Annotated in this window: 22 protein-coding genes and 1 tRNA gene; 10 read left to right on the top strand and 13 right to left on the bottom strand. The window is 65.1% G+C overall.

The window, feature by feature from the left end; translation table 11 throughout:
* Nucleotides 1-207, bottom strand: a complete 207-nt coding sequence (locus VN706_00530; GenBank protein HXT14080.1) for a hypothetical protein — start codon at nucleotides 205-207, stop codon at nucleotides 1-3.
* A gap of 57 nt (nucleotides 208-264) precedes the next feature.
* Entirely contained in the window at nucleotides 265-1,482 is a 1,218-nt protein-coding gene (locus tag VN706_00525) for an aminotransferase class I/II-fold pyridoxal phosphate-dependent enzyme (GenBank protein ID HXT14079.1), read from the bottom strand.
* 179 nt (nucleotides 1,483-1,661) lie between these two features.
* Here VN706_00525 and VN706_00520 point away from each other — a divergent pair, with 179 nt between their 5' ends.
* The 5 genes from VN706_00520 to VN706_00500 all read left to right on the top strand — a co-directional run bounded on the left by VN706_00520 (nucleotide 1,662) and on the right by VN706_00500 (nucleotide 4,709).
* Nucleotides 1,662-2,069 carry a metalloregulator ArsR/SmtB family transcription factor gene (locus VN706_00520; GenBank protein ID HXT14078.1) on the top strand — a complete coding sequence of 136 codons (408 nt, stop codon included), beginning with the start codon at nucleotides 1,662-1,664 and terminating at the stop codon, nucleotides 2,067-2,069.
* Between the two features lie 113 nt (nucleotides 2,070-2,182).
* Entirely contained in the window at nucleotides 2,183-3,055 is an 873-nt protein-coding gene (locus VN706_00515; GenBank protein HXT14077.1) for an RNA polymerase sigma factor RpoD/SigA, read from the top strand.
* Between the two features lie 116 nt (nucleotides 3,056-3,171).
* Nucleotides 3,172-3,717, top strand: a complete 546-nt coding sequence (gene msrA, locus VN706_00510) for a peptide-methionine (S)-S-oxide reductase MsrA (GenBank protein ID HXT14076.1) — start codon at nucleotides 3,172-3,174, stop codon at nucleotides 3,715-3,717.
* A gap of 188 nt (nucleotides 3,718-3,905) precedes the next feature.
* Nucleotides 3,906-4,457 carry a L,D-transpeptidase family protein gene (locus VN706_00505; protein HXT14075.1) on the top strand — a complete coding sequence of 184 codons (552 nt, stop codon included), beginning with the start codon at nucleotides 3,906-3,908 and terminating at the stop codon, nucleotides 4,455-4,457.
* A gap of 24 nt (nucleotides 4,458-4,481) precedes the next feature.
* Nucleotides 4,482-4,709, top strand: a complete 228-nt coding sequence (locus VN706_00500) for a hypothetical protein (protein ID HXT14074.1) — start codon at nucleotides 4,482-4,484, stop codon at nucleotides 4,707-4,709.
* A gap of 127 nt (nucleotides 4,710-4,836) precedes the next feature.
* On the opposite strand, the gene VN706_00495 is transcribed toward VN706_00500, so the two are convergent.
* Nucleotides 4,837-4,909: transfer RNA gene (locus VN706_00495), tRNA-Asn, on the bottom strand.
* Between the two features lie 316 nt (nucleotides 4,910-5,225).
* A complete protein-coding gene (locus VN706_00490; protein HXT14073.1) occupies nucleotides 5,226-7,646 on the bottom strand; it encodes an ABC transporter permease in 2,421 nt (806 codons plus the stop codon).
* A 176-nt stretch (nucleotides 7,647-7,822) separates the two neighbouring features.
* On the opposite strand from VN706_00490, the gene VN706_00485 reads away from it, so the two are divergent.
* Nucleotides 7,823-8,941, top strand: coding sequence for an FAD-binding oxidoreductase (locus VN706_00485; GenBank protein ID HXT14072.1), 1,119 nt, complete (start codon nucleotides 7,823-7,825; stop codon nucleotides 8,939-8,941).
* A gap of 16 nt (nucleotides 8,942-8,957) precedes the next feature.
* On the opposite strand, the gene VN706_00480 is transcribed toward VN706_00485, so the two are convergent.
* The gene (locus tag VN706_00480; GenBank protein ID HXT14071.1) at nucleotides 8,958-9,515 is read right to left on the bottom strand and encodes a PRC-barrel domain-containing protein; all 558 of its coding nucleotides are present in this window, start codon (nucleotides 9,513-9,515) and stop codon (nucleotides 8,958-8,960) included.
* Between the two features lie 309 nt (nucleotides 9,516-9,824).
* Between VN706_00480 and VN706_00475 the strand changes: the two genes are divergently transcribed.
* A complete protein-coding gene (locus tag VN706_00475; GenBank protein ID HXT14070.1) occupies nucleotides 9,825-11,309 on the top strand; it encodes a serine hydrolase domain-containing protein in 1,485 nt (494 codons plus the stop codon).
* Nucleotides 11,310-11,328: 19 nt separating this feature from the next.
* On the opposite strand, the gene hrpB is transcribed toward VN706_00475, so the two are convergent.
* A complete protein-coding gene (hrpB, locus tag VN706_00470; protein HXT14069.1) occupies nucleotides 11,329-13,836 on the bottom strand; it encodes an ATP-dependent helicase HrpB in 2,508 nt (835 codons plus the stop codon).
* Between the two features lie 37 nt (nucleotides 13,837-13,873).
* Entirely contained in the window at nucleotides 13,874-14,176 is a 303-nt protein-coding gene (locus VN706_00465; GenBank protein ID HXT14068.1) for a hypothetical protein, read from the bottom strand.
* Between the two features lie 178 nt (nucleotides 14,177-14,354).
* On the opposite strand from VN706_00465, the gene VN706_00460 reads away from it, so the two are divergent.
* On the top strand, nucleotides 14,355-14,708 hold the full coding sequence (locus VN706_00460; protein ID HXT14067.1) for a hypothetical protein: 354 nt from the start codon (nucleotides 14,355-14,357) through the stop codon (nucleotides 14,706-14,708).
* Nucleotides 14,709-14,715: 7 nt separating this feature from the next.
* Here VN706_00460 and VN706_00455 read toward each other — a convergent pair whose 3' ends face one another.
* The 3 genes from VN706_00455 to VN706_00445 all read right to left on the bottom strand — a co-directional run bounded on the left by VN706_00455 (nucleotide 14,716) and on the right by VN706_00445 (nucleotide 18,912).
* Nucleotides 14,716-15,648 carry a hypothetical protein gene (locus VN706_00455; protein HXT14066.1) on the bottom strand — a complete coding sequence of 311 codons (933 nt, stop codon included), beginning with the start codon at nucleotides 15,646-15,648 and terminating at the stop codon, nucleotides 14,716-14,718.
* Between the two features lie 29 nt (nucleotides 15,649-15,677).
* Nucleotides 15,678-16,352: a matrixin family metalloprotease gene (locus VN706_00450; protein ID HXT14065.1), complete on the bottom strand. Its 675-nt coding sequence runs from the start codon at nucleotides 16,350-16,352 to the stop codon at nucleotides 15,678-15,680.
* 259 nt (nucleotides 16,353-16,611) lie between these two features.
* Nucleotides 16,612-18,912: a M14 family zinc carboxypeptidase gene (locus VN706_00445; GenBank protein ID HXT14064.1), complete on the bottom strand. Its 2,301-nt coding sequence runs from the start codon at nucleotides 18,910-18,912 to the stop codon at nucleotides 16,612-16,614.
* A 73-nt stretch (nucleotides 18,913-18,985) separates the two neighbouring features.
* On the opposite strand from VN706_00445, the gene VN706_00440 reads away from it, so the two are divergent.
* The gene (locus tag VN706_00440) at nucleotides 18,986-19,294 is read left to right on the top strand and encodes a hypothetical protein (protein HXT14063.1); all 309 of its coding nucleotides are present in this window, start codon (nucleotides 18,986-18,988) and stop codon (nucleotides 19,292-19,294) included.
* A 141-nt stretch (nucleotides 19,295-19,435) separates the two neighbouring features.
* Here VN706_00440 and VN706_00435 read toward each other — a convergent pair whose 3' ends face one another.
* Entirely contained in the window at nucleotides 19,436-20,005 is a 570-nt protein-coding gene (locus VN706_00435; protein ID HXT14062.1) for a hypothetical protein, read from the bottom strand.
* A 171-nt stretch (nucleotides 20,006-20,176) separates the two neighbouring features.
* Here VN706_00435 and VN706_00430 point away from each other — a divergent pair, with 171 nt between their 5' ends.
* Nucleotides 20,177-23,266 (top strand): hypothetical protein, encoded by a 3,090-nt coding sequence (locus tag VN706_00430; GenBank protein HXT14061.1) that lies wholly within the window; start codon nucleotides 20,177-20,179, stop codon nucleotides 23,264-23,266.
* A 121-nt stretch (nucleotides 23,267-23,387) separates the two neighbouring features.
* On the opposite strand, the gene VN706_00425 is transcribed toward VN706_00430, so the two are convergent.
* Complete coding sequence (locus VN706_00425; GenBank protein HXT14060.1) at nucleotides 23,388-24,104, bottom strand: polysaccharide deacetylase family protein; 717 nt, start codon at nucleotides 24,102-24,104, stop codon at nucleotides 23,388-23,390.
* The gene (locus tag VN706_00420; GenBank protein ID HXT14059.1) at nucleotides 24,101-24,922 is read right to left on the bottom strand and encodes a glycosyltransferase family 2 protein; all 822 of its coding nucleotides are present in this window, start codon (nucleotides 24,920-24,922) and stop codon (nucleotides 24,101-24,103) included. The genes VN706_00425 and VN706_00420 overlap by 4 nt, the downstream gene beginning before the upstream one ends.
* Between the last annotated feature and the right edge of the window lie 58 nt (nucleotides 24,923-24,980).

Below are 24,980 nucleotides of genomic sequence, written 5' to 3'. Positions count from 1 at the left end.
TCAGGGCTGGGCGTCGCGAACGGCTTCGACCGCCTGCGCGCGTTCGTCGATCTCGGCGGGCGACATCGCGGGCGGGACCGGGATCGCGTCTGCCGGGTCGGACATCGCGTCGCCGGTCGATGGCGTGGTCGCGCCGCTGCTCGATGCACTCGCCGAGCTCTGCGAGGCGATGGAAACGTCGTCGTGAAGTTTGCGTTCGTCGGCCATGGATTCCTCCTGTGCCCGATTGTGATGCAGTAGTCGAGCCAGGCAGACCGTCGCCGATCAGGTGGGCTTCGCCATGTCGTAGCGAATACCGGCCTCGCGCAATCGCGCGATCGCGCGCGCGATCACCGGTTCGTCGGCGATGAGCGAGACGCGGAAGAATCGTTCGCCGCCCGGCCCGAACGCGTTGCCCGGCGTGACGACCACGCCTGCCTTGTCCATGAGGTAGCGCGTCCATTCCTGCGCGCCGAAGCCTACGGGGATCGGCAACCAGACGAACATCGTTCCGCGTGCAGGCTCGGTTTGCCAGCCGAGTGACCGGAATCCTTCGATGAGGGCGCGCCGCCGCTGGTTGTAGCGCGCGACGACGGGCTTCTCGAGCTCCTCGATGTGGTCGAGGCCGTAGGCCGCGCCCGCCTGAATCGGCGTCGGAGTGCCGTAGCCCATGTTGGTGCGCACGCCGTGCAGGGCGTGAATGAGCTCGCGGCCGCCGACGGCGAAGCCGATGCGCGATCCGGCCATGTTGAAGGTCTTCGAGAACGAGTGGAACTCCAGCGTGACGTCCTTGGCGCCGGGCACCTGCAGCGCGCTCGGCGCCACGACGCCGTCCGTCAGCTCGCTGTATGCGAGATCTGAAATGAGTAAAATGCCATGCTTCCGGCAGAGGGCCACCGCTTCCTCGTACAACTCGAGCGGCGCGACGGCGCCGGTCGGATTGTGCGGATAGTTCAGGACGAGCAAACGCGACTGGCGCAGCACGTCCTCGGGAATCGCGCGGAAATCCGGCAGAAACCCACGCTCGGCGCGCAGCGGCACGAGGTAGGTGCGGCCGCCCACGAGTCCCGTCGCGCGCGCATGCACGGGGTAATAGATGTCGGGGACCAGTGAGATCGTGGACTCGTCGGCGAAGCCGAGCGTCGCGTGCGCGATTCCTTCCTTCGCGCCGCTCAACGCCAGGACTTCGTTCGCGGGATTGACGTCGACGCCAAAGCGGCGGCGCATGAATCGCGAGACGGCGGTGCGAAAGCCTTCGGTGCCGTCGAACGGCGGGTAGCCGTGGTTCTTCGGATCGTTGTACGCGGCGGTAATGACGTCGACGATCGCTTTTGGCGTCGGCTGGTCCGGATTACCCATGCCGAGGTCGATGAGATCCGCCCCGCGGGATCGGGCGTCAGCCTTGAGCTCGTCCAGCCACGCGAAGACGTAGGTCGGGAGATCGGTGAGGCGTTTCGACGGAAGGAGACGGGCCAGTCCGTCGGGCGTTGCCGGCTTCGGCATGGGTTTGATAGACGTCATATCAGGAGAAGAGGCAGCAATTGGGCCCTCGGCGAGCGGTCGGCGAACCCCGCTGCAAGAAAGGACGACTATCCAGGCTCAGGCGTATGGATTTCGGCTTATCCAAATGTTTTCACTGACCCGCTCATGCTCCCGCTCCCTCTCCGGGAACTCCACCCCCCTTGAAGCGTACAATTAGACGATTATCTATCTATCATACGATCTCCGGAGTATGGCTGGCCGTGGACCTCGAGCAGTTCCAACGCATCGCGAAGGCGTTAGCCGACCCGCGGCGGTTCGAGATTCTGGAGCACATCGCCAAACAGCGCGAAATGGGATGTCAGCGCTTGTGCGGCTGCTTTCCCGTGCGACAGGCGACGATCTCGCACCACCTCAAGGAATTGGCGAGCGCCGGATTGGTGGAGTCGCGGCGCGATGGGCAGTTCGTGTATTACCGTACGCGCCCCGCGGTGCTCGAAGCGTACATGGCGGAATTGCGTCGCCGCATGGACGTCACCGAGACGACCGAGTCCGCCGCGGTGCGCGCCAAACCGTCTCGGCGGAAGTCCGCCGCGGCGAAGCGAGCGTAACTCCAGAGAAGTATCAATGGCGCCGCGGCACGAAGTCCGCATCGCGACGCCGAACGTTTAGACAGTTGTATAACTGCATGATTATTGGTGCCTGGAGGCGCCAGAGGTGAGCGATGTACACGACGAGCGACGATCGCGACCTGTTGGATCTCTACATCGATGAGCTGCGGGGCGAGCCCGTGCTCAACGCCCAGCAGCAAAAGGAGCTCGCCCGCCAGATGCGCCGCGCCAAGAACGACGGCGAGCGCGAACGTGCCCGCTCCGAGTTGATTCGCGCGAACCTGCGCTTTGCTTTTTCCGTCGCCAAACAATACCAGAACCGCGGGGTCCCCCTCGGCGATCTGGTCAGTGAGGCGAACGCCGGTCTCGTGCGCGCCGCGGACAAGTACGATCCGGACGTCGGCGTGAACTTCATCAGCTACGCCGTGTGGTGGATTCGCCAGGCGTTGCACTCGGCGGTGCAGAAGCAGGGGCGCACGGTCCAGGTACCGCTCAATCGAGCGGCCGACTTGTCGCGCGTGTCCCGCGCGCAGGAAGTGCTGCGTCAGAAGCTGTCGCGAGAACCGTATGAGGAAGAGATCGCGACGGTCGCCGACCTCTCGCTCGACGTGACGCGCGGGCTCGTGGCGCTGCTTCAGCCGACGCGCTCGCTCGACGAGCCGGCGACCATGGGCGATGGCGGCCGCACGCTGGGTGAAACGCTGGTGCTCGATCGGGGCGAGGACGAAGACGTTCTCCCGGGCGGCATCGAGAGCGATTCGCGTCGCGAAGCGATTACGCGTGCGCTGGAGGTATTGCCGCCGCGCGACCGCCGCGTGCTCACGTTGTACTTCGGTCTCGAGGGCAACCGGCCGATGACGCTGCAGGAGATCGCGCGCGAGCTGGGAGTGACGCGGGAGCGTGTGCGTCAGCTTCGCGATCGCGCGCTCAAGCGGTTGCGCGAGTCGGACACGGCGGAAGTGCTGCGCGACGGGCTCGCCGCCTGATCCGTTCGTGGCTTTGACGACGTACATGTGAAGTCCGGGCGCCGCGATACCATATCGTGGACCCGGACTTCATCATTCAGCGCGCTGATACGCCAATACGTCAGAGGTTTCTCATCATGTCACAACAGTTCGAGCTCGCGACGCTTGCCGGCGGTTGCTTCTGGTGTCTGGACGCCGCGTTTCGTCAGCTCAGGGGCGTCGAGAAAGTCGAGTCCGGCTATACCGGCGGCCAGTATCCGAAACCGACGTACCGCGACGTGTGCTCCGGAATGACCGGGCATGCCGAGGTCGTGCAGATCACGTTTGATCCCGCGACGATCTCGTATCGCGATCTCCTCGGCGTATTTTTCACGATCCACGATCCCACGACGCTCAATCGGCAGGGCGCGGACGTCGGCAGCCAATACCGGTCGGCCATCTTCTACCATTCGACCGAACAGCGCGACGTGGCCGAGCAGGTCATCGACGAGCTGAATCGGAACAAGGTGTGGGACGATCCGATCGTGACCGAGGTGAAGCCGATCGGGCAGTTCCACGTCGCGGAGGAGTACCACCAGGACTACTTCTCGGCGAATGGGGACCAGCCGTACTGCCAGATCGTCGTGGCACCAAAGGTGGCCAAGGTGAGGAAGGCCTACTTCGACCGGTTGGTACGGGCTTAGCGTTGAAGTAACCGATGTAAACAGGGAAGAAGTGCGCGGCTACGGCCGAGCCTGGCGAAAAATTCCGAGGCGGTCTGGTGCAGGACGTTGCGCAACTCGTATATTGAGCGTCGTTCCTTCATAGAACGGCCATTCAAAACACGCGTTCCCGCCTCCAGCCAGTTCTCTGGCGTAGTCCTGCCTATTCTATGATCTCCGTATTGCTCGGCGCTGTCGCCCTGCTCGCATCCGGACCTTCGGATTCTACGTCCATCCTGTCGAAGGTCGTCACGCCGACGATCATCCACACGCCTGTCGTGGGGATCAAAAGCAATCCGATCGCCGACAGCATCGTGGTCGAGAAGAGCAAACGTACGCTGACGTTGTTCCTGGGCGGCCTGCCCGTTCGCTCGTATCGCGTCGCGCTGGGGACGCAGCCGGTCGGCGACAAGATCAAGATCGGCGACGGCCGCACGCCGGAAGGCGTGTTCCACATCGATTTCAAGAATCCGCAGAGCAAGTATCACATGGCGCTGCACATCTCCTATCCGGATGCGGCGCATGTGCAGCGCGCGAACGCGCTCGGCGTGGCGCCCGGCGGAGACATCATGATTCACGGTCTGCCGCCGAAGTACGCGAGCATTGGCGCGGCGCACGTGCAGTACAACTGGACGGAAGGTTGTATCGCGGTGACCGATCAGGAGATCGAAGAGATCTGGCGTGCGGTGCCGCCCGGCGCGCCGATTCAGATCAAGCCGTAAGACGCTCCACCCACGGCCTCACGCATGCGCACGTCGATCCTCCTCTGGAGCGCGGCGTCCGGCGTCATTCTGGGAATTTTCATCGATGCGACGCTGATTGGCGTCGCATTGTTGTTATCGACGCTGATTCCGGGCGTATCGGCGCGACTGCATCAGCGGTGGTTGATGCTCGCCGCCGGGGCGATCATGGTGCTGATTCCGAGCGTGATGGGCGTACTCGGGTTTTTGGAAGGGCAGCTGAAGGCCGTCTAGTCAGAACCACCGCCGAAGGCGGCCTCACCATCGCGCGTTGCGCGGCCCGACCACCGCGGCGGAGCCGCGACCCAACCGCCAACACAAACGCCCACGCTTTTGCGTGGGCGTTTGTGTTGTGTTCGAACTGGGGCGGATGGACTCGAACCATCAACTTTCCGGTTAACAGCCGGACGGTCTGCCAATTGACCTACGCCCCATCACTTGCTGAAGAAGATTGTTCCTCGCTTCGGCGCTTCGCACCTTCGCTCGGAATTCCGCGACTACAGTATTAGCAAAAAAGCCCGCCATCACTGGCGGGCCGCGTAAATCGTGAACGAACGCGCGTCAGCCAGTCGTCGGGGAGCAGCCCCGGTTATTGCGATTATTGGAATTATTGGCGCGGTTCGTCATGGCATCCAAGCTATCGATCGGGCCAACCGCCGTCAATTCCAGCGTACGCCAAGCGTACGTAACGCGTACGTCAATGGACGCGCACGCCAACCTCGCGTAACTCCCGCACGAATACGATCGGGCTCAATCGCTCCGTAGCGCAACGAGTGGATCGACCATGGTTGCGCGCCGAGCCGGCACGAGGCAGGCGATCAAGCCGACGAGAGCCAGCACTGCCGCGACGCCGCCAAAGATCGCCGGATCGCGCGGCTGCACGTCGAACAGGATGAACACCAACAGTCGCGAGATGCCCAGCGCAATCGCGAGACCAAACGCCATGCCAATGCCGAGCTGCACCATCCCCTGGCCGAAGATCATGCGTACGACGTGACCCCCCTGCGCGCCGAGCGCCATGCGAATGCCGACCTCGCGCGTGCGGCGGCTGACGGAGAACGACATCACGGCATACAGGCCGACCGATGCAAGGAAGAGCGCGACGAACCCGAAGATCATGAACATCGTGCCGAACACGCGAACGAACCACAGCTGCTCGGCGATCGCCGTGTCGAGCGACTGCACCCAATAGAGTGGAATGTCGGCATTCAGCGACGACACCGCGCCGCGCACCGCGGAGGTGAGCGCCATCGGATTGGCGCTCGTGCGCGCGGTGATGTACACGAAGTTGCTGCGCAGCTGCGTGAGCGGCTGATAGATCACCGCGCCGTTCGGGTCGTTCTGATCGCCGGTAAACTGGTTGCCGACGATGCCGACGATCGTTGCCCATGGCGCCTTGCTTTGTAGCCCGCCGAATCGAATGCGGCGGCCGAGCGCGTCGTCATTGGGGAAGAATTTCCTCACGAACGCCTGATTCACGATCACGACCGCCGGCGTGTCCTTGCGGTCGCCATCAGAGAAAACGCGTCCGCGCATGAGCGGGGTATTGAGTGTCGCAAAGTAGCCCGGTGAGATCGACGTACTGCGTGCGTTGGGCATGTCCTTGTCGGCAACGTACGTCTTGCCCTCGAGGCTGAAGCGATTGCCGCCGAACCCCTGTCGCGCTCCGGGCAGACCGGCGCTGAGCGATGCCGCTTTCACGCCGGGCAACGCGGCGACGCGCTGAATGACGTCGTCGAAGAAGCGCCACTGCGCCGCGGAATCGGTGTACGCGGCCGGGAAGCCAATGCGCGCCGTAAAGACCGTGGTCGTCTCGAAGCCGGGGTTCATGCCGCGCATCTTCGCGACGCTCTTGATCATCAGGCCGGCCGCGACGAGCAGCCCGCACGACAGAGCGATTTCGACGATGACCAGCGCCTTGCTGATGCGCCCAATGCGAAAGCTCGACGCGCCGCGCGTCTCATCCTTCAGGATCTCGTTGATGTCGGCGCGCGACGATTGATACGCCGGAATCGCTCCGGCGACGAGCGTCGTCAGAAACGCGATCGCGATCGAGAACATCAACACGGGCGGATGCAGGCGAATGTCGATGAAGAACGGGATCTGCGTCACGGAGATGGCGCGCTTGAACGCGGCGATGCCGAAGTACGCCACGCCAATGCCCAACGCCATCGCGACGAGCGACAGAACAAATGCCTCGGCGAGGAATTGGCGCATGACCGCCGTACGCGATGCACCGAGCGCCGTCCGAATGCCCACTTCCTTCGTGCGATGTGCCGCGCGATCGAGAAGCAGGTTTGCGACGTTCGCGCACGCGATCAAGAGAACGAAGAAGACCGCGCCGAGCATCGTGTACAAGAGTTGGCGCGGCTGCTTGCCGATGTAGTTCTCGACGTAATTGCGGGCGTACGCCGTGAATCCGTCGTTCGATTCCTTGTATTCGCCGGCGAGGCGCTTCGCGATCGTCGCGACGTCGACGTTTGCCTGGTCGAGTGAGACGGCCGGCTTGAGCTTCCCGAATACCGAGACGAACTGACCCTCACCGCGCTTCGATGCGTTCGGGTCGGTTTGCAGCGGAATCCAGATCCGATCGTTGTTGGGGAATGCGAAACCCTCGGGCATGACGCCGACGATCGTGTACGGCACGCCGTTCACGCGCACATTCTTGCCGACGATGTTCGGATCGCTGGCGAACCGATCATGCCACGTGTTGTACGCGATGATCGCGACCTTGTCGCCGCTCGGAGTGTCTTCGCCGGCGCGGAAGTTTCGGCCCAGCATGGGGCGCACACCGAGCACATCGAACGTGTTCGCCGTGATCCACGATCCATCATAGCGCTCGGCCTTTTCGTCGCCGCTGACGTAGATCGTTCCTGACGTGACCGCGGCGACGCCGGTGAAACTCTGTTGCTGCGCCTTGTAGTCGAGGAAGTCCAGAATCGGTATGTCCTGCTGCTGAATGCCTCGCGCGAAATTGGAGCGCTGTACCGCGACGATGCGATCGCCGTCGGGAAAGGGCAGCCCTTTCATCATCGCGCCGTAGACGATGCTGAACATCGTCGTCGTCAGGCCGATGCCGAGTGTCAGCGCGAGCGTCGCGACGAGCGCGAGGCCGGGACTCTTGATCAGGCTGCGAACGCCGTAGCGAATGTCGCGGAGGAATGACTGCATGCCGATCCTGCCTGCGCGCGGGTGGGGGGGAACACGGTGTGCCGGCGGTGTATCCCGGCGTACGCGATCGTGCGCTCGCGAGTTTCGATGGCGGCCGGAATTCCCGACGAATCCCGACGCATGTGGACGCATCTCACCGTGTCCGATTGCAACACGGGCGCGCATACATTTCTCGCGTGACGACGAATCAGCCGCTGTGGGGAGAAGGCGAGTCCTTCGCGCTGCCTGTACTCGCGGGCGACGTGGAGGCGGAGGTCTGCGTCATCGGTCTCGGCGGCTCCGGCCTCGCCTGCGTGAACGCGCTCGCGGCCGGGCGGCAGCGGGTGATCGGCATCGACGCGGTCAGTGTCGCGGCCGGCGCCGCCGGACGAAACGGCGGCTTCCTTCTCGGCGGCCTGGCGATGTTTCACCACGACGCGGTCGAACGCCTCGGACGCGACGCCGCCAAGACGATTTATGAGGAAACTCTAAAGCAAATCGACCACATGGCGGCCGAGACGCCGGGGGCGGTGCGGCGGACCGGGTCGTTGCGCATCGCGTCATCGGACGATGAGCTCGAGGACTGCCGGCGGCAACTCGAGGCGATGCGCGCGTCGAAGCTGCCGGTCGAGGAGTATCAAGGGCCCGAAGGGCGGGGACTCCTGTTTCCAGCCGATGCGGCGTTCGATCCCGCGGCGCGCTGCCGCGAGCTCGCGCGGCACGCGATGGAGCGCGGCGCGCGGTTGTACGAACGCACGCCGGCGATCGACGTCTCTCCCGGCAGCGTCGACACGCCGCGCGGGCGAATCACCGCGCGACACATCGTCGTGATGGTGGACGGGACACTCGAGCTGTTGCTGCCCGAGTTGCGATCGCGCGTGCGCAGCGCGCGCCTGCAGATGCTCGCGACCGCGCCGGCGCCGGAAGTCCATTGGCCGCGCCCGGTGTACGCCCGCTGGGGCTTGGATTATTGGCAGCAGCGCCCGGACTCGCGCGTGGTGGTCGGCGGCTTCAGAGATGTCGGCGGCGACGCGGAGTGGACAACGGAAGGGACGCCGACCGACGTCGTGCAGGATGCGCTCACGCGGCTCTTACGCGAGACGCTGGCGGTGAAGGCGGCCGTCACGCATCGCTGGGCGGCGACGGTCGCCTATACACAAACTGGTTTACCAATTCTCGAACAAGTGCGGCCGGGGGTCTGGGCCGCCGGCGCGTATTCCGGGACCGGAAACGTCATCGGCGCGCTTTGTGGGCGCGCCGTGGCTGACATTCTCGTGAACGGTCGCTCGCACGTCGCGGAATTGCTACGCGCGTAACCCGCCCCCGTGGAGGCTACAGATCCGTGCTCAGTCGATCGATGCGGCGCCGGTCGCCGCGGCGCCGCTCGGCAGCCGGATCGCCGGCGGTTGCATCGCTCGCGTCGAGTCGCTCAGGTAGCGGCGCCGAGTCGGCCAGCAGCGCGCGATCGGCAACGACCTCGCGGTCTGCCCGGCGATAGCCCACCGTACCAGTCGAATCCGGCGACCCACTCCCGATTGCGCGGTCGGAGCGCGCGAGATCCGAGTCCGGCAGGTCGGCGGAATCCATCAGCACGACTCGCGTCGCCCGGTCGAGGTGCACGACGCGAAGTGGAACGAACGTGTGGCGATCGGTGCCCGGGAGATCGACGTCGATCATCACGACTTCGCCGGCCTCGCGGTCTATGAGCAAATCGGCGACGGAGCCAAGCTGCCGTCCGCTGACGGTGCGAATCTCCCAGCCGCGAATGTCCGGCTCACCTTCGGAGACGCGCCAGGAGTCCAGCGTGCTGAGGGGCGTAAGGCGTTCGCGTTCGCGTGCGTACGGGCCAATGCCGGCGGCATCGCGGCCATCTCGGTCGTTGTGTTCCATCTGCTTCTCCTGCCCTCGCGTCAGATCAAGCTTGGCGAAGGTTCACGCGTTCCGGTAGACGAGAAAGTAGTACGCGACCGCCGCAATGACGGCGAGCCCAACAATGAGTGCGAGCGCGCGGGTCCAGGCTCGCGGCTTCGGCTCGACGCGGATTTCGGCCATTTCATGTCTCCAAGCACTTGGGGCGGTCTGCGGGGTAGCCGTTGAAGAGTCTGCAAGGCCAACGCCAGCGTGACGAAGAACCGCTCGGCCCGTCCATGGCTGGACAGCCGGGGCCCCATTTACGACGTTTCGCATGGAGGAACCTGAATGCTTCGTCGCGTTGCGCTCGCCATTGGGGCCGTTGGGTTGTGCTCCGCGCCGCTGACCGCTCAGAGCCCCGCGTCTCAGAGCGCCATGCGGCTGGAGTCGGCGGGACCGTGGGTCGATTCGGTCTTCGGGCGCTTCGTTACCGCGCGAACACCGGGCTGTGCCGTCGGTCTCACTCGCGATGGCTCGCTCGCGCTGACGCGTACGTACGGGTTGGCGGACGTCGATCGGCGCGTTCCGATCACCCCCGGGACGCGATTCTACGTCGCCTCGCTCTCCAAGCAATTCACCGCGATGGCCGTCGTCCTGCTCGCCCAGGACGGCCGCCTGTCGCTCGACGATTCGATTCAGCGCTGGGTGCCCGAGCTGCCGTCGTTCGGCGCGCGAATCACCGTGCGCGAATTGCTCCAACATACCAGCGGACTGCGCGACTACTACACCCTCCTCGGTGTCGCCGGATGGCCGGCGGACGGGACGCTCACCGAGGCGCAGTTTCTCGATCTCATCTCGCATCAGAAAACTCTCAATTTCCGGCCGGGCGACGAATTCCTGTACAGCAACACCGGGTATGCCCTGCTGTCGATCATCGTTCGGCGCGCGTCGGGACGTTCGCTGCGTGACTTCGCCGACGAGCGCATTTTCCGTCCGCTCGGCATGACGCACACGGAGTTTCGCGACGATCACACCGAGCACATCCCGGATGCCGCCGTCGGCTACGACGCCTCAGGAGCCAAGCTTCGTGTGAGCGAGTCGAATTCCGACGTCGTCGGCGACGGCGGCGTGTTCACGACGGTGGGCGACCTGGCGAAGTGGGACGCGAATTTCACGTCCGCGCAGGTCGGCGGCACTGCCGGCGTCGCGTTGCTTCAGGAGCCTGGCCGCCTCAATGACGCCGCGCCGGTGCAATACGGTTTCGGCCTCGCCCTCGGAACACTCGGTGGTTTGCGCACGGTCTCGCACAGCGGCGCATACGGCGGGTTTCGCAGCGAATTCCTGCGCTTTCCCGATCGCAACGTCTCGGTGATCACGCTCTGCAATACGACTGCGGCATCGACGTCGCTCGCCGAGCAGGTGGCGCTCGTGGTGCTCGGTATCGTGCCGCAAAAGGTTGCCGTGGCGACTCCGGATCACACCGGTGAGCGGCTGACCGGCGCATGGGCGGCCGGTGCCACGCGCACCTCGGCGGATTCGGCCGCGGAAACGCGGCGCAAGGCGGAGCAGCTCGCCGAAATCACGGGGCAATACTACAGTGACGAGCTTGGACTTTCGGTGACACTGGTCGGCCGCGAGGGCGCGCTCGTGATGCAGCGGCCAAAAGCGGAAGACATTCGGTTCACGCCGTTCACCGCCGATTTATTCGCAAATAGTGACCAAATGTATCTGCTCGTCGTGCGCGATGACCGCGGCGAGGTCTCGGGCTTCATGCTGACGATCTCGCGCGTGCGCGACCTGGAATTCCGCAAGGAAGCCAAGGCGAAGCATTAGCAAACGCTAACAACGCGCGTCAGCCGGGCGGACGGCGCTTCGTTCGTTTCGTCGGCGAGGCGGACCGTGGATCCTCTGGCCATTCGTGCTTGGGATAGCGCCCGCGAAGCTCCTTTCGGACGTCGAAGTAGCTCGTGCGCCAGAAGCCGGCCAGATCCTTCGTCACCTGCACCGGCCGCTGCGCCGGGGAGAGCAGGTGCATCGTGACCGGAATGCGTCCGCCGAGGACGCGCGGAGATTCGGTGAGTCCGAACACTTCCTGCAGGCGCACCGCCAGCGCGGGTGAGTCAGGATCGGTGTAGTCCACCGCGATGCGCGATCCCGTCGGTACGACGAGGTGCGAGGGGGCGAGCTCGTCGAGCGCGCGACGCTGCTGCCAGTCGAGCAGCGCGAACAGGGCGCCGCCGAGGTCGACGCGCGCGATGTCGCTGAGGCGCCGAATGCCGGAGAGTGAGGGTGCGAGCCACTCGGCCAGCCGGCGCTCGAGCGCGGCGTCGGACACATCGGGCCACGAGGAATCGTGGTGCGCGACGAACGCGAGCCGCTCGCGCATACGTTTCGCGGAATCCGACCACGGCAGCTGCGCGATACCGTGCCGCGCGATGCCATCGAGCAGCGCGGTGAGCACGGCGTCGGGATCGGGGTTCGGCAGATCGACGTCGCGCAGCGCAATCGCGCCGAGCAACTCGCGTCGCCGCGCGACGACCGCGCCGGTCGCGTCGTCGAACGCGATCGAATCATCGGCGACGATCTGCGCGGCGAACAGATCGCGAATCTCCGATTCATCGATCTGTGTCGCCAGAAAGATCCGACTCTCGGGGCGCCGATCGTCGAGCTCGACGGCGACGATGTAGCGCGCCTGCGTCAGCGATTGTCCACCGACCAACTCTGCCCCACGGCCGTTTCGCAGGACGTAGCGCGCTCGCTCGCCCGGCCGGCGCTGCGCGACACGATCGGGGTAGGCCAACGCAGCGAGTACCCCGAGCGTGTCGTGCGACTCTGAAGAAGAAGGCATGGCGCGCGTCGCGTCGAGCTGCCTCACCAAGCGGGCGGACTCGGTTCGCGCGCGGCGCACCGCCTCACGATCGAGCTCGGCGCCCGCCGGCATCGCGGCGTGATCATCGTTCATCGCCGCGATCCGGAACGACAAGTCGGCGTCGATCGCGCCGGCTGCTCCGCTGACTCCGCGATACAGGTCGCGTTCGCCGAGCAGCGCGGCGAGATGCGCCGCGGTCGCGGCGTTGCCGTGCCGTCGTGCGTGAAGCAGCATGCGGGCAACGCGCGGATGCACCGGCAGCTCCGCCATTTCACGACCGTGCGCCGTGAGATGGCCGTTGGCGTCGATCGCCTCGAGCTCGGCGAGCAACTCCTTCGCTTGCGAGAATGCCGCCGGCGCCGGTGGATCGAGCCAACGCAAGGCGGAAGGATCGGCGACGCCGGCCGAGGCGAGATCGAGCGCGAGCGGCGCGAGATCGGCGTTCGTGATTTCCGGCGGCGACGACGCGAGCAGCGCGTGATCGTCGTGTTCGGCCCACAATCGATAGCATACGCCGGGTTCCAGTCGGCCGGCGCGTCCGCGCCGCTGGTCGGCGGACGCGCGCGAGACGCGCGTCGTCTCGAGGCGGGTCATGCCGGTGCGCGGCGAAAAACGTGGAACGCGCGAGAGACCGGAATCCACGACGATGCGAACGCCTTCGATCGTGAGACTCGTTTCCGCGATCGATGTCGACAACACGATCTTGCGGCGCCCGCCGGGGTCGGGGCGCACCGCTCGATCCTGCTCGCTCTGCGAGAGCATGCCGTAGAGCGGCGTGACGATCGCGCCGAACACGTCGCGTTCGGCGAGCGCGCGCTCCACGCGACGGATTTCGGCCGCGCCGGGGAGGAACACCAGCATGTCTCCGCTCTCGTCGCGAAGTGCTTCGAGCACCGCGCCCGTAACCGCCGCTTCGATGCGCGTGTCGGGCCGTGGCGGCCGGTACAGCGTCGTCACGGGAAAGGTTCGTCCCTCGCTCGCCAACGCGGGTGCATCGCCAAGGAAGCGCGCGATCGCGACGCCGTCGAGCGTCGCGGACATGATGAGTATTCTCAAATCGTCGCGCACGAGTGTCCGTGTGTGCAGCGCGAGCGCTAACCCTAGGTCGGCGTCCAGGCTTCGCTCGTGGAATTCGTCGAAGATCAGGATGCCGACGCCGTCGAGCGTCGGGTCGCGCTGCAAGCGGCGCGTGAGCACGCCTTCGGTGACGACTTCGATTCGCGTGCGCGGGCCGACGCGCGTATCGCCGCGCATGCGGTAGCCCACCGTGTCTCCGACGCGCTCGCCAAGCAGCTCGGCGATTCGAAACGCGGCGCCGCGTGCGGCGAGGCGGCGCGGCTCGAGCATGACGATGGACTGATCCGCGAGCCAGGGCGCGTTGCGCAGCGCGATCGGCACGAGCGTCGTCTTGCCGGCGCCGGGTGGCGCCTGGAGGACCAGCGACCGATGCGTCGCGAGCGCGTCGGTGACAGCCGGAAGCAGCGGCTCGATCGGCAGCCCGCCGGCCGGCGGGCCGTTTGCTGCCCTGCTAGACGGAATAGTACTCCTGAATGCAGCGGCTGATGAGGTCCTGAAGGAGCGCGGTCGCTGCGTCGCCGCTCGGCGCGCTGGCGACCTCGGGCAGGCCGTACCAGATGTCCTTGAGCAACACCAACAGACGCTCGGCGGGAATTCCTTTCGTGCGCGCTTCGTCGGCGGCGGCGCACAACAAGCCGCGCAAGTCGTCGGCGTGATTACCTTGTTTGATCGATCGACCGAGTACTGCGCGCAGCGCATCGACCGTGGCGGGATCGAGCGTAGGCGTAGACGGCGTGCGGTCGAAGGCCATCATGTCGGGGGCGCTCCGCGTGGGACGAGCGATTAGAATTGTGGGAATCGGATCAGGTCGGCGCCGGAATTTCTCCCTGCATTTCGTGCGCGTCAAGCCGGATGGTTCGGCCTTTGCGGCACCTTCGTCCAATCGTGCCTACTGAGAACCGAGGCGATCCGACCGACCACCCATCGAGCCGATGATCCTGATTCTCTCCGACGACGCCGTCGCCGCCGCGCTGCTGGGCGCGCTGATCGAAACGCTGGGATATGCCGTTCGATTTGCGCGCCCGCCCGAAGACGCGGAACAATCCATTCGCCGCGTGAAGCCCAAGGTCTGCCTGCTCGATTGCGAGGATCCGGGTCGATGCAGCGGCGAGGTGCTCGGGCGTGCCGCGATGCGCCGGATTTCAGTCGTGATCTTTGGAACGAGCGACGCGCTGGCGCGCGTACGTCAGCTCGCCGCCGAGCACGATATCGAGACGCTGCTCGTGCCGCCCGAGCCGACCGTACTGGGCGAGACGCTCAAGAGAGCGCTGCAGAAAGCGGGGTAGGGCGCGGCTAGGCCTTGACGATGATGAGGAAGCGCGACGGCTCCCAGAATCGTTCGGGCTGATCGATGCGCAATCCGCCACTCATCTTCCCGTCTTTTCCGGCGAAGGGACTGGCGTAGCTCGGATTCTGCCGCGAGAAGATCGTGTAGTCGCCCGCGGGGAAGTTGATGACGCGATCGCGCAGACGATCGATGCGCGTGAACTTCGACGGATCGAGCTCACGAGCGGGCGAAACCGTGCGGCTGCCAACCACGAGCAGCCGCTTGTGGCCCTCCTCAACGAGCACGCCCTGCTTGATCAGCTCGTTCTTCGTCCCGATCACGTAATACGCGGTGTTCTTCTCGGTGGTGAGCGTGCTCACCGTATCCGTGAGCGCGGTCTTCTCACCGGCCAGGCGCACGTTCTCACGCGACATCGTATCGACGCGCGAATTGAGCGAGGCGATCTGCTGATTCTGCTTGGCGATCGTCGCTTCGTATTCCGCCTTCTGCTGCTCGACCGTTTGCCGCAGATCGGCGATCGTCTTCTCATACTGCGCGACTTGAGCGACGAGGGTCGAGTCGTGCTTCGACAACTTCGCGGCGCGGGCGCGAAGCGAGGCCACGCGCGCCTCGCTGGAGTCGAGCCGGGCGACCAGCTCGTGAATGCGCTGCACGACCGCCCTGCGTTCTTCCTTGATCGCCGCGATGTCCGACTCGCTCGAGAGCGTGGTGCTGAGCTTCGCCGGCGTATGCGACTTGAGCTTCGCCATCTCCGTGTTCACGTCGTTCACGAATTGCGTCGAGGTCATGACCTCGCTCAGCAGATCGTTCTTCACGCCGACGAGTGAATCGGTGCGCATCGAGTCGGCGTGCGCGAGAGCCCGGAGCTGCTGCTTGGCTTGCGTGTCGCAGGCGCCGAGGAGGACGGTGCCTGCGACGAGAAGGCGAGAGAGGCGCATGGTGATCGTTCCGTGATTGACCGAGCCGGTCAGTTGGCGACGCGTCCGGCCTGGTACGAGTAGAGCAGCTTGATGGTGTTGCGGTCCGTCTGACTCAATCCATCGACGCGCACGAGCGCCGCCATGATGTCGTGTCCGTCGATGCTATGACTCATCCCCAGCGCGTGACCGACTTCGTGAAGCGCGATCGCGCGCATACCGCGGCTGTCGAGCACGTGACCGTCGCTGATGTGTGTGGCGAGCGTGATGTCACTGCCCGTCAACCAGCCATAGCGATCGGTCCGCCAGGTTGTTGAACCCGTCTTGCGGTCCAAATGATCCGTCCAGCGCACGCGAATATCGGCATCGCCCGGGCGGGCCACGTACATGAATCGCAGCGGAATGCCCGTGGTATCCCATTCGCCGAACGCTTCACGCACGGCCGCGGGAAAACCGCTTTGCGGTCCGCTCAACGCGCTGCTCGAATCGATCCAGACGCGCAACGGATTCGATACGTGATCGGGCCAACGCTCGAAGGTGGAGTCACGATCGGCGAGAATGCGGGCGATGTACGTCCCGCCCGAGGCAGAGAGCAACTCGGTGAGTGACGCGCGATTTCGCGCGACGGTCGGCTCGAGGTTTCCCGCCAACGTGCCGTTGCCAACCTTGCCGAAGGTGGCGCAATCAGCGATGCCGGCGGCGGCAATCGCGGCTGCGACTACCATGACGATTCGCCCGGCGGAGGGGAGATGCCTGCGCAACTGCATGAGACTAACGGAGCAGGAGGGGCTTGCGACGACGTGCGCGGGAGGGATGCGGACGGGTGCGGCGGGAGGGAACTACTGGACCTTCGTACACTCGCGCCGCTCCAAGGTTCAGACGAGCGGGCAGCGGAGGGGGCAACGGTGCGACGGCGGTAAACTACCGCCGCGCCGTTAAGCCCCAATCCACGCGGTTTTTTGTGATCTGCGAACTATCGCGCGACTACTCGGAAATCGCCGACCAGATGAACGGGTACGTCGACACGAACTGCCCCCGATATTGGGGTCGGAAACCGTAAAGCACAACGTGCCCCTTCCCATGTTTCACATCGACCAGCGCCGCTTTTCCGTTGAGCTTCGTACCACCGAGCAGCCATCCCGAGAGCAGCGGATTGCCGGACGCAGGATAGGTCAGCACCGCGGTAGCCTGAGACGGATCGGTGATCTCGAACGCGGGGCTGTTCTCGAACCAGATCGCCGGGATGCTCGCCGTGAAACCGCGCGCGACCGGCGAATCGCGTTTGACCTCGACCGAGAGAATGGATCCGGGTGCGTAGAAGTCGTTGTTGCGCACACCCGCGAGCACGTTCTTCACCGGCAGCTTGAGGCCGTCGATCATCGCGTTCGACGTGGCGTTGAACGCGAGGACGTTGCCGCCGTTTCGCACGAACGCGTCGATCGCCGGAAAAACGTCTGCCGTCGCGTTGCCGCCACCACGTCCGCCGCGGCCACCACCACCCACGACACCCTCGGGGAACACGATCGCATCGAAGCGATCGTTCGGCGCGCCGTTCGCGAGATCCTTTTCCGTGATCACGGTGATCGGGACATGATAGTTGTCGAACAAGAACTGCGTCCAGCCTTCGTCGATCGGTTGCGATGCGCTCGGACGATACAGCGCGATTCGCTTCGTCGATCTGCCACTCAGCGGCGACGTGTACGCCGGTTCCGGAATGTTCCGGATGACACCACCCGTACTCGGCGCCGTTCCCGTTACGTGCGCGACGTCGACCCCGAAAATCAGCGGCAGCGTGTGCGCCGTGACATCGTACGGACGCTTCGGCGGACCACCGGGATAATCGAATAGATCGGGATATTGCTGATTCTCGAGCAGCGTCTTGGCGTAGCCGCCGAAGGGCTGCTTCGTGAGCACGACATAGCTGCCGGTCGGATACGTCTTGCCATCGACCGTCGCGGGCGCCGTCGACTCGCGCACCTCGACCTGTCCGTGCTGCAGCGTCCAGATGAGACGCTTGAGCGCTTGCGTGTCCGGCTGCGTTTTCGGAATCACGATCGCCGACGGCCACGCATCGCGTCCCCACGCCGGCAAGTTGCCGATCGCGCGATCGCCGAGCGCGGCGTAGCCCTCGAGCCACGTACGGCGATTGTTCGCCGCTTCGAGGAAGAGTGCCCAGCTTGCGGCGGTCTGATAGCGAACGATGTCGCCGTACGTCCAATGTCCGCCGGGCCAGAGGACGGGAAAATTCCACGTCGCCGTGCGCGGATCGTAGCCGCGCGCCGGGCGCAGTTGATCGAACGGCACGTCGATCGGCGTCGCGAGGCGCGCGCTCGCGGTTTCGGTGAGCAGGCGCGCGCCGCGATGGTAGAGCGAGTATTGTCGCGCGGGCGACCACTGATCGTACGCCGCATTGCTTCCGATCCCCGTGAACCCGTGATTCACGAGATGCTGTACGATCGACATGCCGAGCGAGTTTGTCGCCGCGGTGAGAATGGGATCGATGTTCGGCTCGACGGGATCCATGTACGGCGGAATGAAGATGCGGCCCTCATTCGACCCCTGTTGATGGATGTCGTTGACGATCTCCGGGTCCCACGGCGTGTAGAGCGAATCGACGGTGTAGCGCGTCTCGAGCTGCGTGAACGCGTACCAGTCGCGATTGTCGTCGTGGCCGACGTACTTGGCGTAGAGGTCCGGCGGATCGCGCCCCTCGTTCGGCGTGCCGAGTGTCGAGCGATAGTAGTCGCCGACGATGTCGACGCCGTCCGGATTTTGCGACGGCACGAGCATGATGATCGTGTTCGCGAGAATCGTTCGCGCTTCGGGATCGGCCGCGCGCGCGAGACGGTCGGCGAGCACCAGCGGAGTCGTGAAACCACCCGACTCGTTCGAGTGGATCGCCGACGTGACGAGAATGATGTTCTTGCCCTGATCGATCAGCTGCTGTCGTTCGCCCGGCCGTTGCAGCCGCGGATCCATCAACTTGCGCTGGATCTCGCGATAGCGATCGAGGTTCGCGATCGTCGCGGAGTCCGAGATGAACGCGACGATGAAGGGGCGGCCGAGCGTCGTCCGGCCGAGCGTTCGCACGCTGACGCGCGGGCTCGCCTTGTCGAGTGCCGTGAAGTAGTCGACGATCTGCTTCCAGCTCGGCAGATGCCGGTCGGCACCGGGCTCGAAACCAAGGATGGATGCCGGTGTTGGAATTGCGCGTTGTGCGGCGGCGGCGTGGGGCAGGAGCGCCGCGACGAGCAGCGCGAGCGTGCAAGGAAGCGACTTTTTCATCGAGTCTGTGGAGGGAGGCGAGCGGATGTTACGCGCCGGTGCAGCCTCGCGGCAAGTGCGATATACTCAATCCATGCGCAGCCTCATCCGAGCTCGCGACGAAACGCATCGCCTGAGCGTCGAGCTGGCGCTCAACGCGAACGACATCGCGTTCACGACGAATGCCGGCTCCGTCACCTCGGCGGGCTACTATCGGCCGATGGATTTTTACGTGATGAACGACGCCGACTACGACCGGGCGCGTGAAGTCGTGCTGGCGCTGGACGACCATGCCGGACCGTACATCGAGCCGGCCGCGCGGCGGCGGATGGTGCTCATCATGGGTGTGTTCGTGATGCTGCTTGCGGCGGCGATCGTACTGCGCTTCGTGACGGGGCGCTGACGTGTCATCCTGAGCGAGCGGAGCGAGTCGAAGGACCCCCTTCCCGACGGAGGAGTTCTATGCAGCGCTCCGCTGAGAACGGGGTCCCTCGACTGCGGCGCTGCGCGCCTCCGCTCGGGATGACACGCAGGCCGGGCAACCCTACGGCTTCACCACCACGACCGGCCGGTTCTCCCGCAGCGCCTTGAGGTGATCGAGCGCCGCCTGCTGCCCGCGCAGAAATTCCGCGTTCGGCCGCGCGCTCGGAGTCGGCGGCGCCGCGTTGGGGTCGTTCATGAATCGCTCGCCGGACGCGATGGCGATTGACGCGACGTAGTAGTCGCGCGTCGAGATGCCCGCGCTGTTGATGGCGTTGCTGAGCGCCGCATTGGACTCGAGCCACTTGAGCCCGGCGTCCGTGGTGCCGGCGCCGGCATCGTCGATGTTCTGCGACAGGAACTGATTGATCGTCGAATCGCGTCCGCGAAGCGCGGCGATGCTGTCCGCGGCCGCGACGAACTTGCCGAAATTGTCCGCCGTGAGCTTGTATTCCGTCGCTTTTTCGACGCTCTTTGTGTCAGTGCGAGTGACGTGCACCGCCGGACCTTCGGCCGGCACATCGGTGGTCGTTCGCGCGATTGATGTATCCATGGCGCCGGCCGCCTGACGTGCCTCGCCGCTGTTCTTGCACGCCGTCACCGTCGCCAGCGCCGCCGCCGAAGTCGCGGCCACAAGCGATCTGATCCAGATTTGGGTAGTCTTCACTATCGTCTCTCCGCAAGCAGTCGCGGCGACAAGTTCGCACGGCGCGTGCCGGGCGGCCTCAGCGTTCGCGAGGATCGTTGTCGTCAGCTATCGAAACGACTGACCAGCCAAACGTTCAAGAAGCATACAGGAGCATTCATGCGCGTTCGTTCGATCGCCGCTCTCGTCTATGTATTGAGCGCGCCCATGGGCGCGCAGGCACCGCAGGCCCCACAGCCCCACGCGGCGTCACGCCCGATGATGTCGTCCGTCGACACAACCCTCTTTCACGGTCTGCGATACCGCATGGTCGGTCCGCCGCGCGGCGGGCGTGTCACCACAGTCTGGGGCGTAACGTCGCAGCCGCGCACGTTCTACATGGGCGTCGCGAGCGGCGGTGTGTTCAAGACGACGGACGCCGGCGCGTCGTGGACGCCGATCACGGACGGGAAGGTTCCCGTTGCATCCACTGGATCGATCGTGGTCGCCGAGTCGGATCCGAATGTCATCTACCTGGGCACGGGCTCCGATGACATTCGCAGCAATGTTTCGACGGGCCGCGGCATCTACAAGTCGACGGACGGCGGCAACAACTGGTCGTTCGCCGGCCTGTACGAATCGGGGCAGATCGGCGCGGTGCGCGTGCATCCCACGAGCCCGAACACGGTGTGGGTTGCGGCGATCGGCAACGCGTTCAAGAACAACGACGAGCGGGGCGTGTTCAAGAGCACCGACGGCGGCAAGAACTGGCGCAAGGTGCTGTACGTGTCGGATTCGATCGGTGCGGCCGATCTCGAGGTGAATCCGTCGAATCCCGACGTGCTGTATGCGTGGATGTGGCGCGGCCAGCGCAAGCCGTGGACGATCATCTCGGGCGCGCACAACTCGAGCGGCGTCGGCTTCTACAAGTCGACCGACGGCGGCGAGCACTGGGCGAAGATCACGAACGGCCTGCCGACGGAGCTCGTGGGCAAGGCGAACCTCGCGGTGAGCGCGCAAAACCCCAACCGCGTGTATGCGCTGGTCGAGGCGAAGCCGGGCGGCGGGTTGTACCGCTCGGAAGACCAGGGCCAGAGTTGGAAGCTCATTAGTAACTATGCGCAACTAATTACGCGCCCGTTCTATTACGTCGCCTTGGGGGTCGATCCGACGAATTCGGACATCGTCTACGCGGGCGCCGAGAACTTCTACAAGTCCACCGACGGCGGCGCGAACTGGACGACGGTGCGCCCGCCGCACGGCGACAACCATGACATCTGGATCAACGGCAAGAACGGCCAGATCCTGATCCAGTCGAACGACGGCGGCGCCAACATCTCGCAGGACGGCGGCCGCACGTGGTCGACGCAGCTCAATCAGCCCACGGCCGAGATCTACGGCGTGTGGATGGACGATCAGTTCCCGTACCGCCTGTACGGCGCGCAGCAGGATGACAATACGCTCATCGAGCCGAGTTTCCCGGTGCCGGGCGAGACGGAGCCGTTCATCACGGGTCCGGGCTGCGAAACGGGGCCGATCATGCCCCACCCGAAGAATCCGGAGATCGTCTACGGCGCCTGCAAGGGCCAGTTCTCGATCATGGACATGAACACGCGCCAGGAGCGGAACTACTGGGTCGGCGGCCAGTCGCTCTACGGCAACGACGCGAAGGATCTGATGTATCGCTTCCAGCGCGTGTCACCGATGGAGGTTTCGTTTCACGATACGAGCGTCGTGTACTACGGCTCGCAGTATCTGCATCGCTCGCACGACGGCGGCGTGCACTGGGAGAAGATTTCGCCCGATCTCACGGCGAATCCGCCCGGGCCGTCGCAGCTCGGCTCCGGCGAGCCGATCACGCGCGACGTGACGGGCGAAGAATTCTACAGCACACTGTATGCGATCAGCGAATCGAAGCTCGAGCCGGGTGTGATCTGGACGGGCTCGAACGACGGGCCGTTCTACGTCACGCGCGACAATGGCAAGACGTGGAAGAACGTGACGCCGAAGGATCTGCCGCCGGGCGGCCGCGTGCAGTACATCGAGACCTCGCCACACCGGAAGGGCTCGGCCTACTACGCGGTCTATCGCTATCTGCTGGGCGATTTCCAACCGTATATTTATAAAACTGATAACTACGGCCAGACGTGGACGCGGCTGACCGATGGCAAGAACGGCATTCCGGCCGACTGGCCGACGCGCGTCGTGCGCGAGGATCCGAACCGCGAAGGGCTGCTCTACGCGGGTACGGAATTCGGGATGTTCATCTCGTTCGACAACGGCGGGCACTGGCAGCCGTTCGATCGCAACATGCCGCAGGTGCCGATCACGGACATCAAGCGCTACAAGAACGATCTGATCGTGTCGACGCAGGGCCGGTCGATGTGGATCATGGACGACGTGACGCCGCTCGCGCAGATCGGCGCCCAGACCGCGTCAGCGACCGCCGTGTTGTTCAAGCCGCGCGATGCCGTGCGCGCGCGGTTGGGGGGCGGCCGCGGCGGATTCGGCGGCGGCGGCCGTGGCGGCGCGGTGGAGACGGGCCAGGCGCAGTTTCCGCCATACGGCGCGATGGTCGACTACTATCTCGCGCACGCGGGCGGCCCAGTGACGATCGACGTGCTCGACGCGAACAACAAGGTCGTGCGCAGCTACTCGAGCGAAGCGGCGACCGCGGCCGCGGCCGATGCGGCGCCCGCCGAAAACGCGGACGAAGAGAATCCGGGGCCGCGGCGTGCGGCGCCGCGCGTCCGGTTGACCGCGAACGCCGGCATGAACCGGTTGACGTGGGACTTCAATAACGATGCCGGCTTGATGGTCCCGCCCGGCGCGTACAAGGTGAAGATGACGTCGGGAAGCTGGAGCGATACCGAGCCGCTCACGCTCACGATCGATCCGCGTCTCGCCGCGGATCACATCACCGCCGCGGACCTGCGCGAGCAATACGATCACAACGTGCGCATGCGCGACATGGTGAACGAGGTGAACCGCTTGGCGGCGCGCGTTCGTTCGGCGCGCACCGCGGCGCAGAATGCGACGGACGCCAAGGCCGCGGCGATTCGTGCGCTGGCGACGACGTTGTTCGGCGCCGGCGAGGGCATTCGCTATGGCCAGCCTGGCTTGCAGACGAACATCACGTATCTGGCTGGGATGACGACGCGCTCCGACCAGAAAGTGGGTCAGGACGCGATCGATCGGTACAAGGAGCTGCGGAAGGAGCTCGACGCCGTGGAGGCGCAGGCGAAGACGCTGCTCGGGGCGGAGAAGTAGTCATTCCGAGCGGCAGCGAGGAATCTGGCATCCCGGGAGAGAGACGTCCCTCTGACCCGGACGGCGGATTCCTCGCTGCCGCTCGGAATGACACACTGCCGTGCCCCGGCGCCCCGACATCTCACACGCGCAAATAGCGTTCTATAAAGAGCATTCTCTTAAGCTGCGGCAAGGTCGTCCGATGATCGACTTTGATCCGCCGCAGGCCGTAGGGATCCGTCCAGCGCCAGTTCATGCGTCCCTTGCCTCGCACGGCGCAGCGATAGCCCGCCTGCCGTGCGAGCGCCCGCACGGCGGCGCTTTGATTGGAGAACGGGTACGCGAACGCCGTGACCTCGTGGCCGAGGACGTCGGTGAGGATCGCGCGCGAGCGCGTGAGCTCGTCGAGCGTGCGGCGCTCGTCGATCTTCGCGAGCGGCGGATGCGTGACGCTGTGCGACCCGAAGTACACTCCTTCGCGCCGCAGCGCATGGATGCGCTCGAGGCCCAGCAGCGGTTCGCGCCGCTCCTCTTTGTCCCACGAATTCCATCCGCCGATCTCGCCCGCAACGAGGAAGACGACCCCCGACATGCCGCGCGCACGCATGGTGGGCCACGCGTTGCGGTCGAAGCACGTGTATCCGTCGTCGAACGTCAGGACGAGCGGCTTGTTCGGCAGCGTGCGCAGACGGCCCGCGCGATAGTCGAGCCATTGCTCGAGCGAGATCGTGCGGTAGCCCCACAGGAGCAGGGCATCGAGCTGCTGCTCGAATTGTCTCGGGGTGACGTAGTTGCCGGGAAATCGAACGTCGGGACGGAGCTCATCGATCTTGTGATACATGAGGATCGTGAGCTTCATGTCTCGGTCGATTGGCTCCGGGCAAAGAGAAACGCGTACTTGAGGAATGCGGCGAATGCGCTGACCGCGGCCGCCACGAAGCCGACGACACCGTCGCGCCAACCGCCGAAGACAACGTAATCACGCAGGAAGCGCCACGTTGGGCGCATGGCCAGCTCCCAGAGCCCCGCGGTGCGACCGCGTGCGGCGAGGTCTTCAGCGCCCCAGCGCGCGTACTTCACGATTTTGGCAATGTGGTGCGCCAGATCGCGATAGGGATAGTGGAGAATTGGCCCGGTGAGCGCGCCGACATCGTCGATTGGCTCGAGATGTTCGTGCACGCGGTGCGTCACGTACCGCCGCTCGCGCGTGAACAACCGAATGTGCCAATCGCGTCCCCAGGGTCCATGGCGAAGCTCCCGGCCCAGGTAGTGGTTCCGGAATTTCATCCGGTATGCCGCGTGGGTGGGATTGCGGCCGGCCACCACCTGCCCGAGCTCCGCCCGGAGCTGGGACGTCACACGCTCGTCGGCGTCGAGCGCGAGAATCCACCGATTACGAGCGACATCGATCCCCGCGTTCCGCTGGCTCGCGATCGTTTCACCGCACACGGACAAGACTTTCGCGCCCGCGCGCTCGGCGATCGATACCGTCTCGTCCGTCGAGCCTCCGTCGACGACGATCACTTCGTCGGCCCACGCGAGATCGGCGATGGCCGCGCCGATTTGGATCCCTTCGTTCAGCGTCGGAATCACCACGCTGATCGGGAGCCGAGCGGACGGTGCCGGCGAGGCGGACGAATCCGCGGGGGGGAAGCTGAGCGGTACGGCGGCGGACATCCGAGAGTGAGTGTGTGCGACGAGTCCCGCGCGTTGGTGCGCTGTGGCGTTTCGGGGC

This window comes from Gemmatimonadaceae bacterium (genome assembly GCA_035606695.1).
Taxonomy (GTDB): Bacteria; Gemmatimonadota; Gemmatimonadetes; order Gemmatimonadales; family Gemmatimonadaceae; genus JAQBQB01.
The sequence above is the reverse complement of the archived record's forward strand: the minus strand, read 5'-3'. Positions and strand labels throughout refer to the sequence as shown.

Excerpts from the sequence above, each read along its gene's own strand:
- VN706_00530 (HXT14080.1), bottom strand. The coding sequence starts at position 207 with ATGGCCGACGAACGCAAACTTCACGACGACGTTTCCATCGCCTCGCAG.
- VN706_00525 (HXT14079.1), bottom strand. The coding sequence starts at position 1,482 with ATGCCGAAGCCGGCAACGCCCGACGGACTGGCCCGTCTCCTTCCGTCG.
- VN706_00515 (HXT14077.1), top strand. The coding sequence starts at position 2,183 with ATGTACACGACGAGCGACGATCGCGACCTGTTGGATCTCTACATCGAT.
- msrA (HXT14076.1), top strand. The coding sequence starts at position 3,172 with ATGTCACAACAGTTCGAGCTCGCGACGCTTGCCGGCGGTTGCTTCTGG.
- VN706_00505 (HXT14075.1), top strand. The coding sequence starts at position 3,906 with ATGATCTCCGTATTGCTCGGCGCTGTCGCCCTGCTCGCATCCGGACCT.
- VN706_00500 (HXT14074.1), top strand. The coding sequence starts at position 4,482 with ATGCGCACGTCGATCCTCCTCTGGAGCGCGGCGTCCGGCGTCATTCTG.
- VN706_00490 (HXT14073.1), bottom strand. The coding sequence starts at position 7,646 with ATGCAGTCATTCCTCCGCGACATTCGCTACGGCGTTCGCAGCCTGATC.
- VN706_00480 (HXT14071.1), bottom strand. The coding sequence starts at position 9,515 with ATGGAACACAACGACCGAGATGGCCGCGATGCCGCCGGCATTGGCCCG.
- VN706_00475 (HXT14070.1), top strand. The coding sequence starts at position 9,825 with ATGCTTCGTCGCGTTGCGCTCGCCATTGGGGCCGTTGGGTTGTGCTCC.
- VN706_00465 (HXT14068.1), bottom strand. The coding sequence starts at position 14,176 with ATGATGGCCTTCGACCGCACGCCGTCTACGCCTACGCTCGATCCCGCC.
- VN706_00460 (HXT14067.1), top strand. The coding sequence starts at position 14,355 with ATGATCCTGATTCTCTCCGACGACGCCGTCGCCGCCGCGCTGCTGGGC.
- VN706_00455 (HXT14066.1), bottom strand. The coding sequence starts at position 15,648 with ATGCGCCTCTCTCGCCTTCTCGTCGCAGGCACCGTCCTCCTCGGCGCC.
- VN706_00450 (HXT14065.1), bottom strand. The coding sequence starts at position 16,352 with ATGGTAGTCGCAGCCGCGATTGCCGCCGCCGGCATCGCTGATTGCGCC.
- VN706_00445 (HXT14064.1), bottom strand. The coding sequence starts at position 18,912 with ATGAAAAAGTCGCTTCCTTGCACGCTCGCGCTGCTCGTCGCGGCGCTC.
- VN706_00440 (HXT14063.1), top strand. The coding sequence starts at position 18,986 with ATGCGCAGCCTCATCCGAGCTCGCGACGAAACGCATCGCCTGAGCGTC.
- VN706_00430 (HXT14061.1), top strand. The coding sequence starts at position 20,177 with ATGCGCGTTCGTTCGATCGCCGCTCTCGTCTATGTATTGAGCGCGCCC.
- VN706_00425 (HXT14060.1), bottom strand. The coding sequence starts at position 24,104 with ATGAAGCTCACGATCCTCATGTATCACAAGATCGATGAGCTCCGTCCC.
- VN706_00420 (HXT14059.1), bottom strand. The coding sequence starts at position 24,922 with ATGTCCGCCGCCGTACCGCTCAGCTTCCCCCCCGCGGATTCGTCCGCC.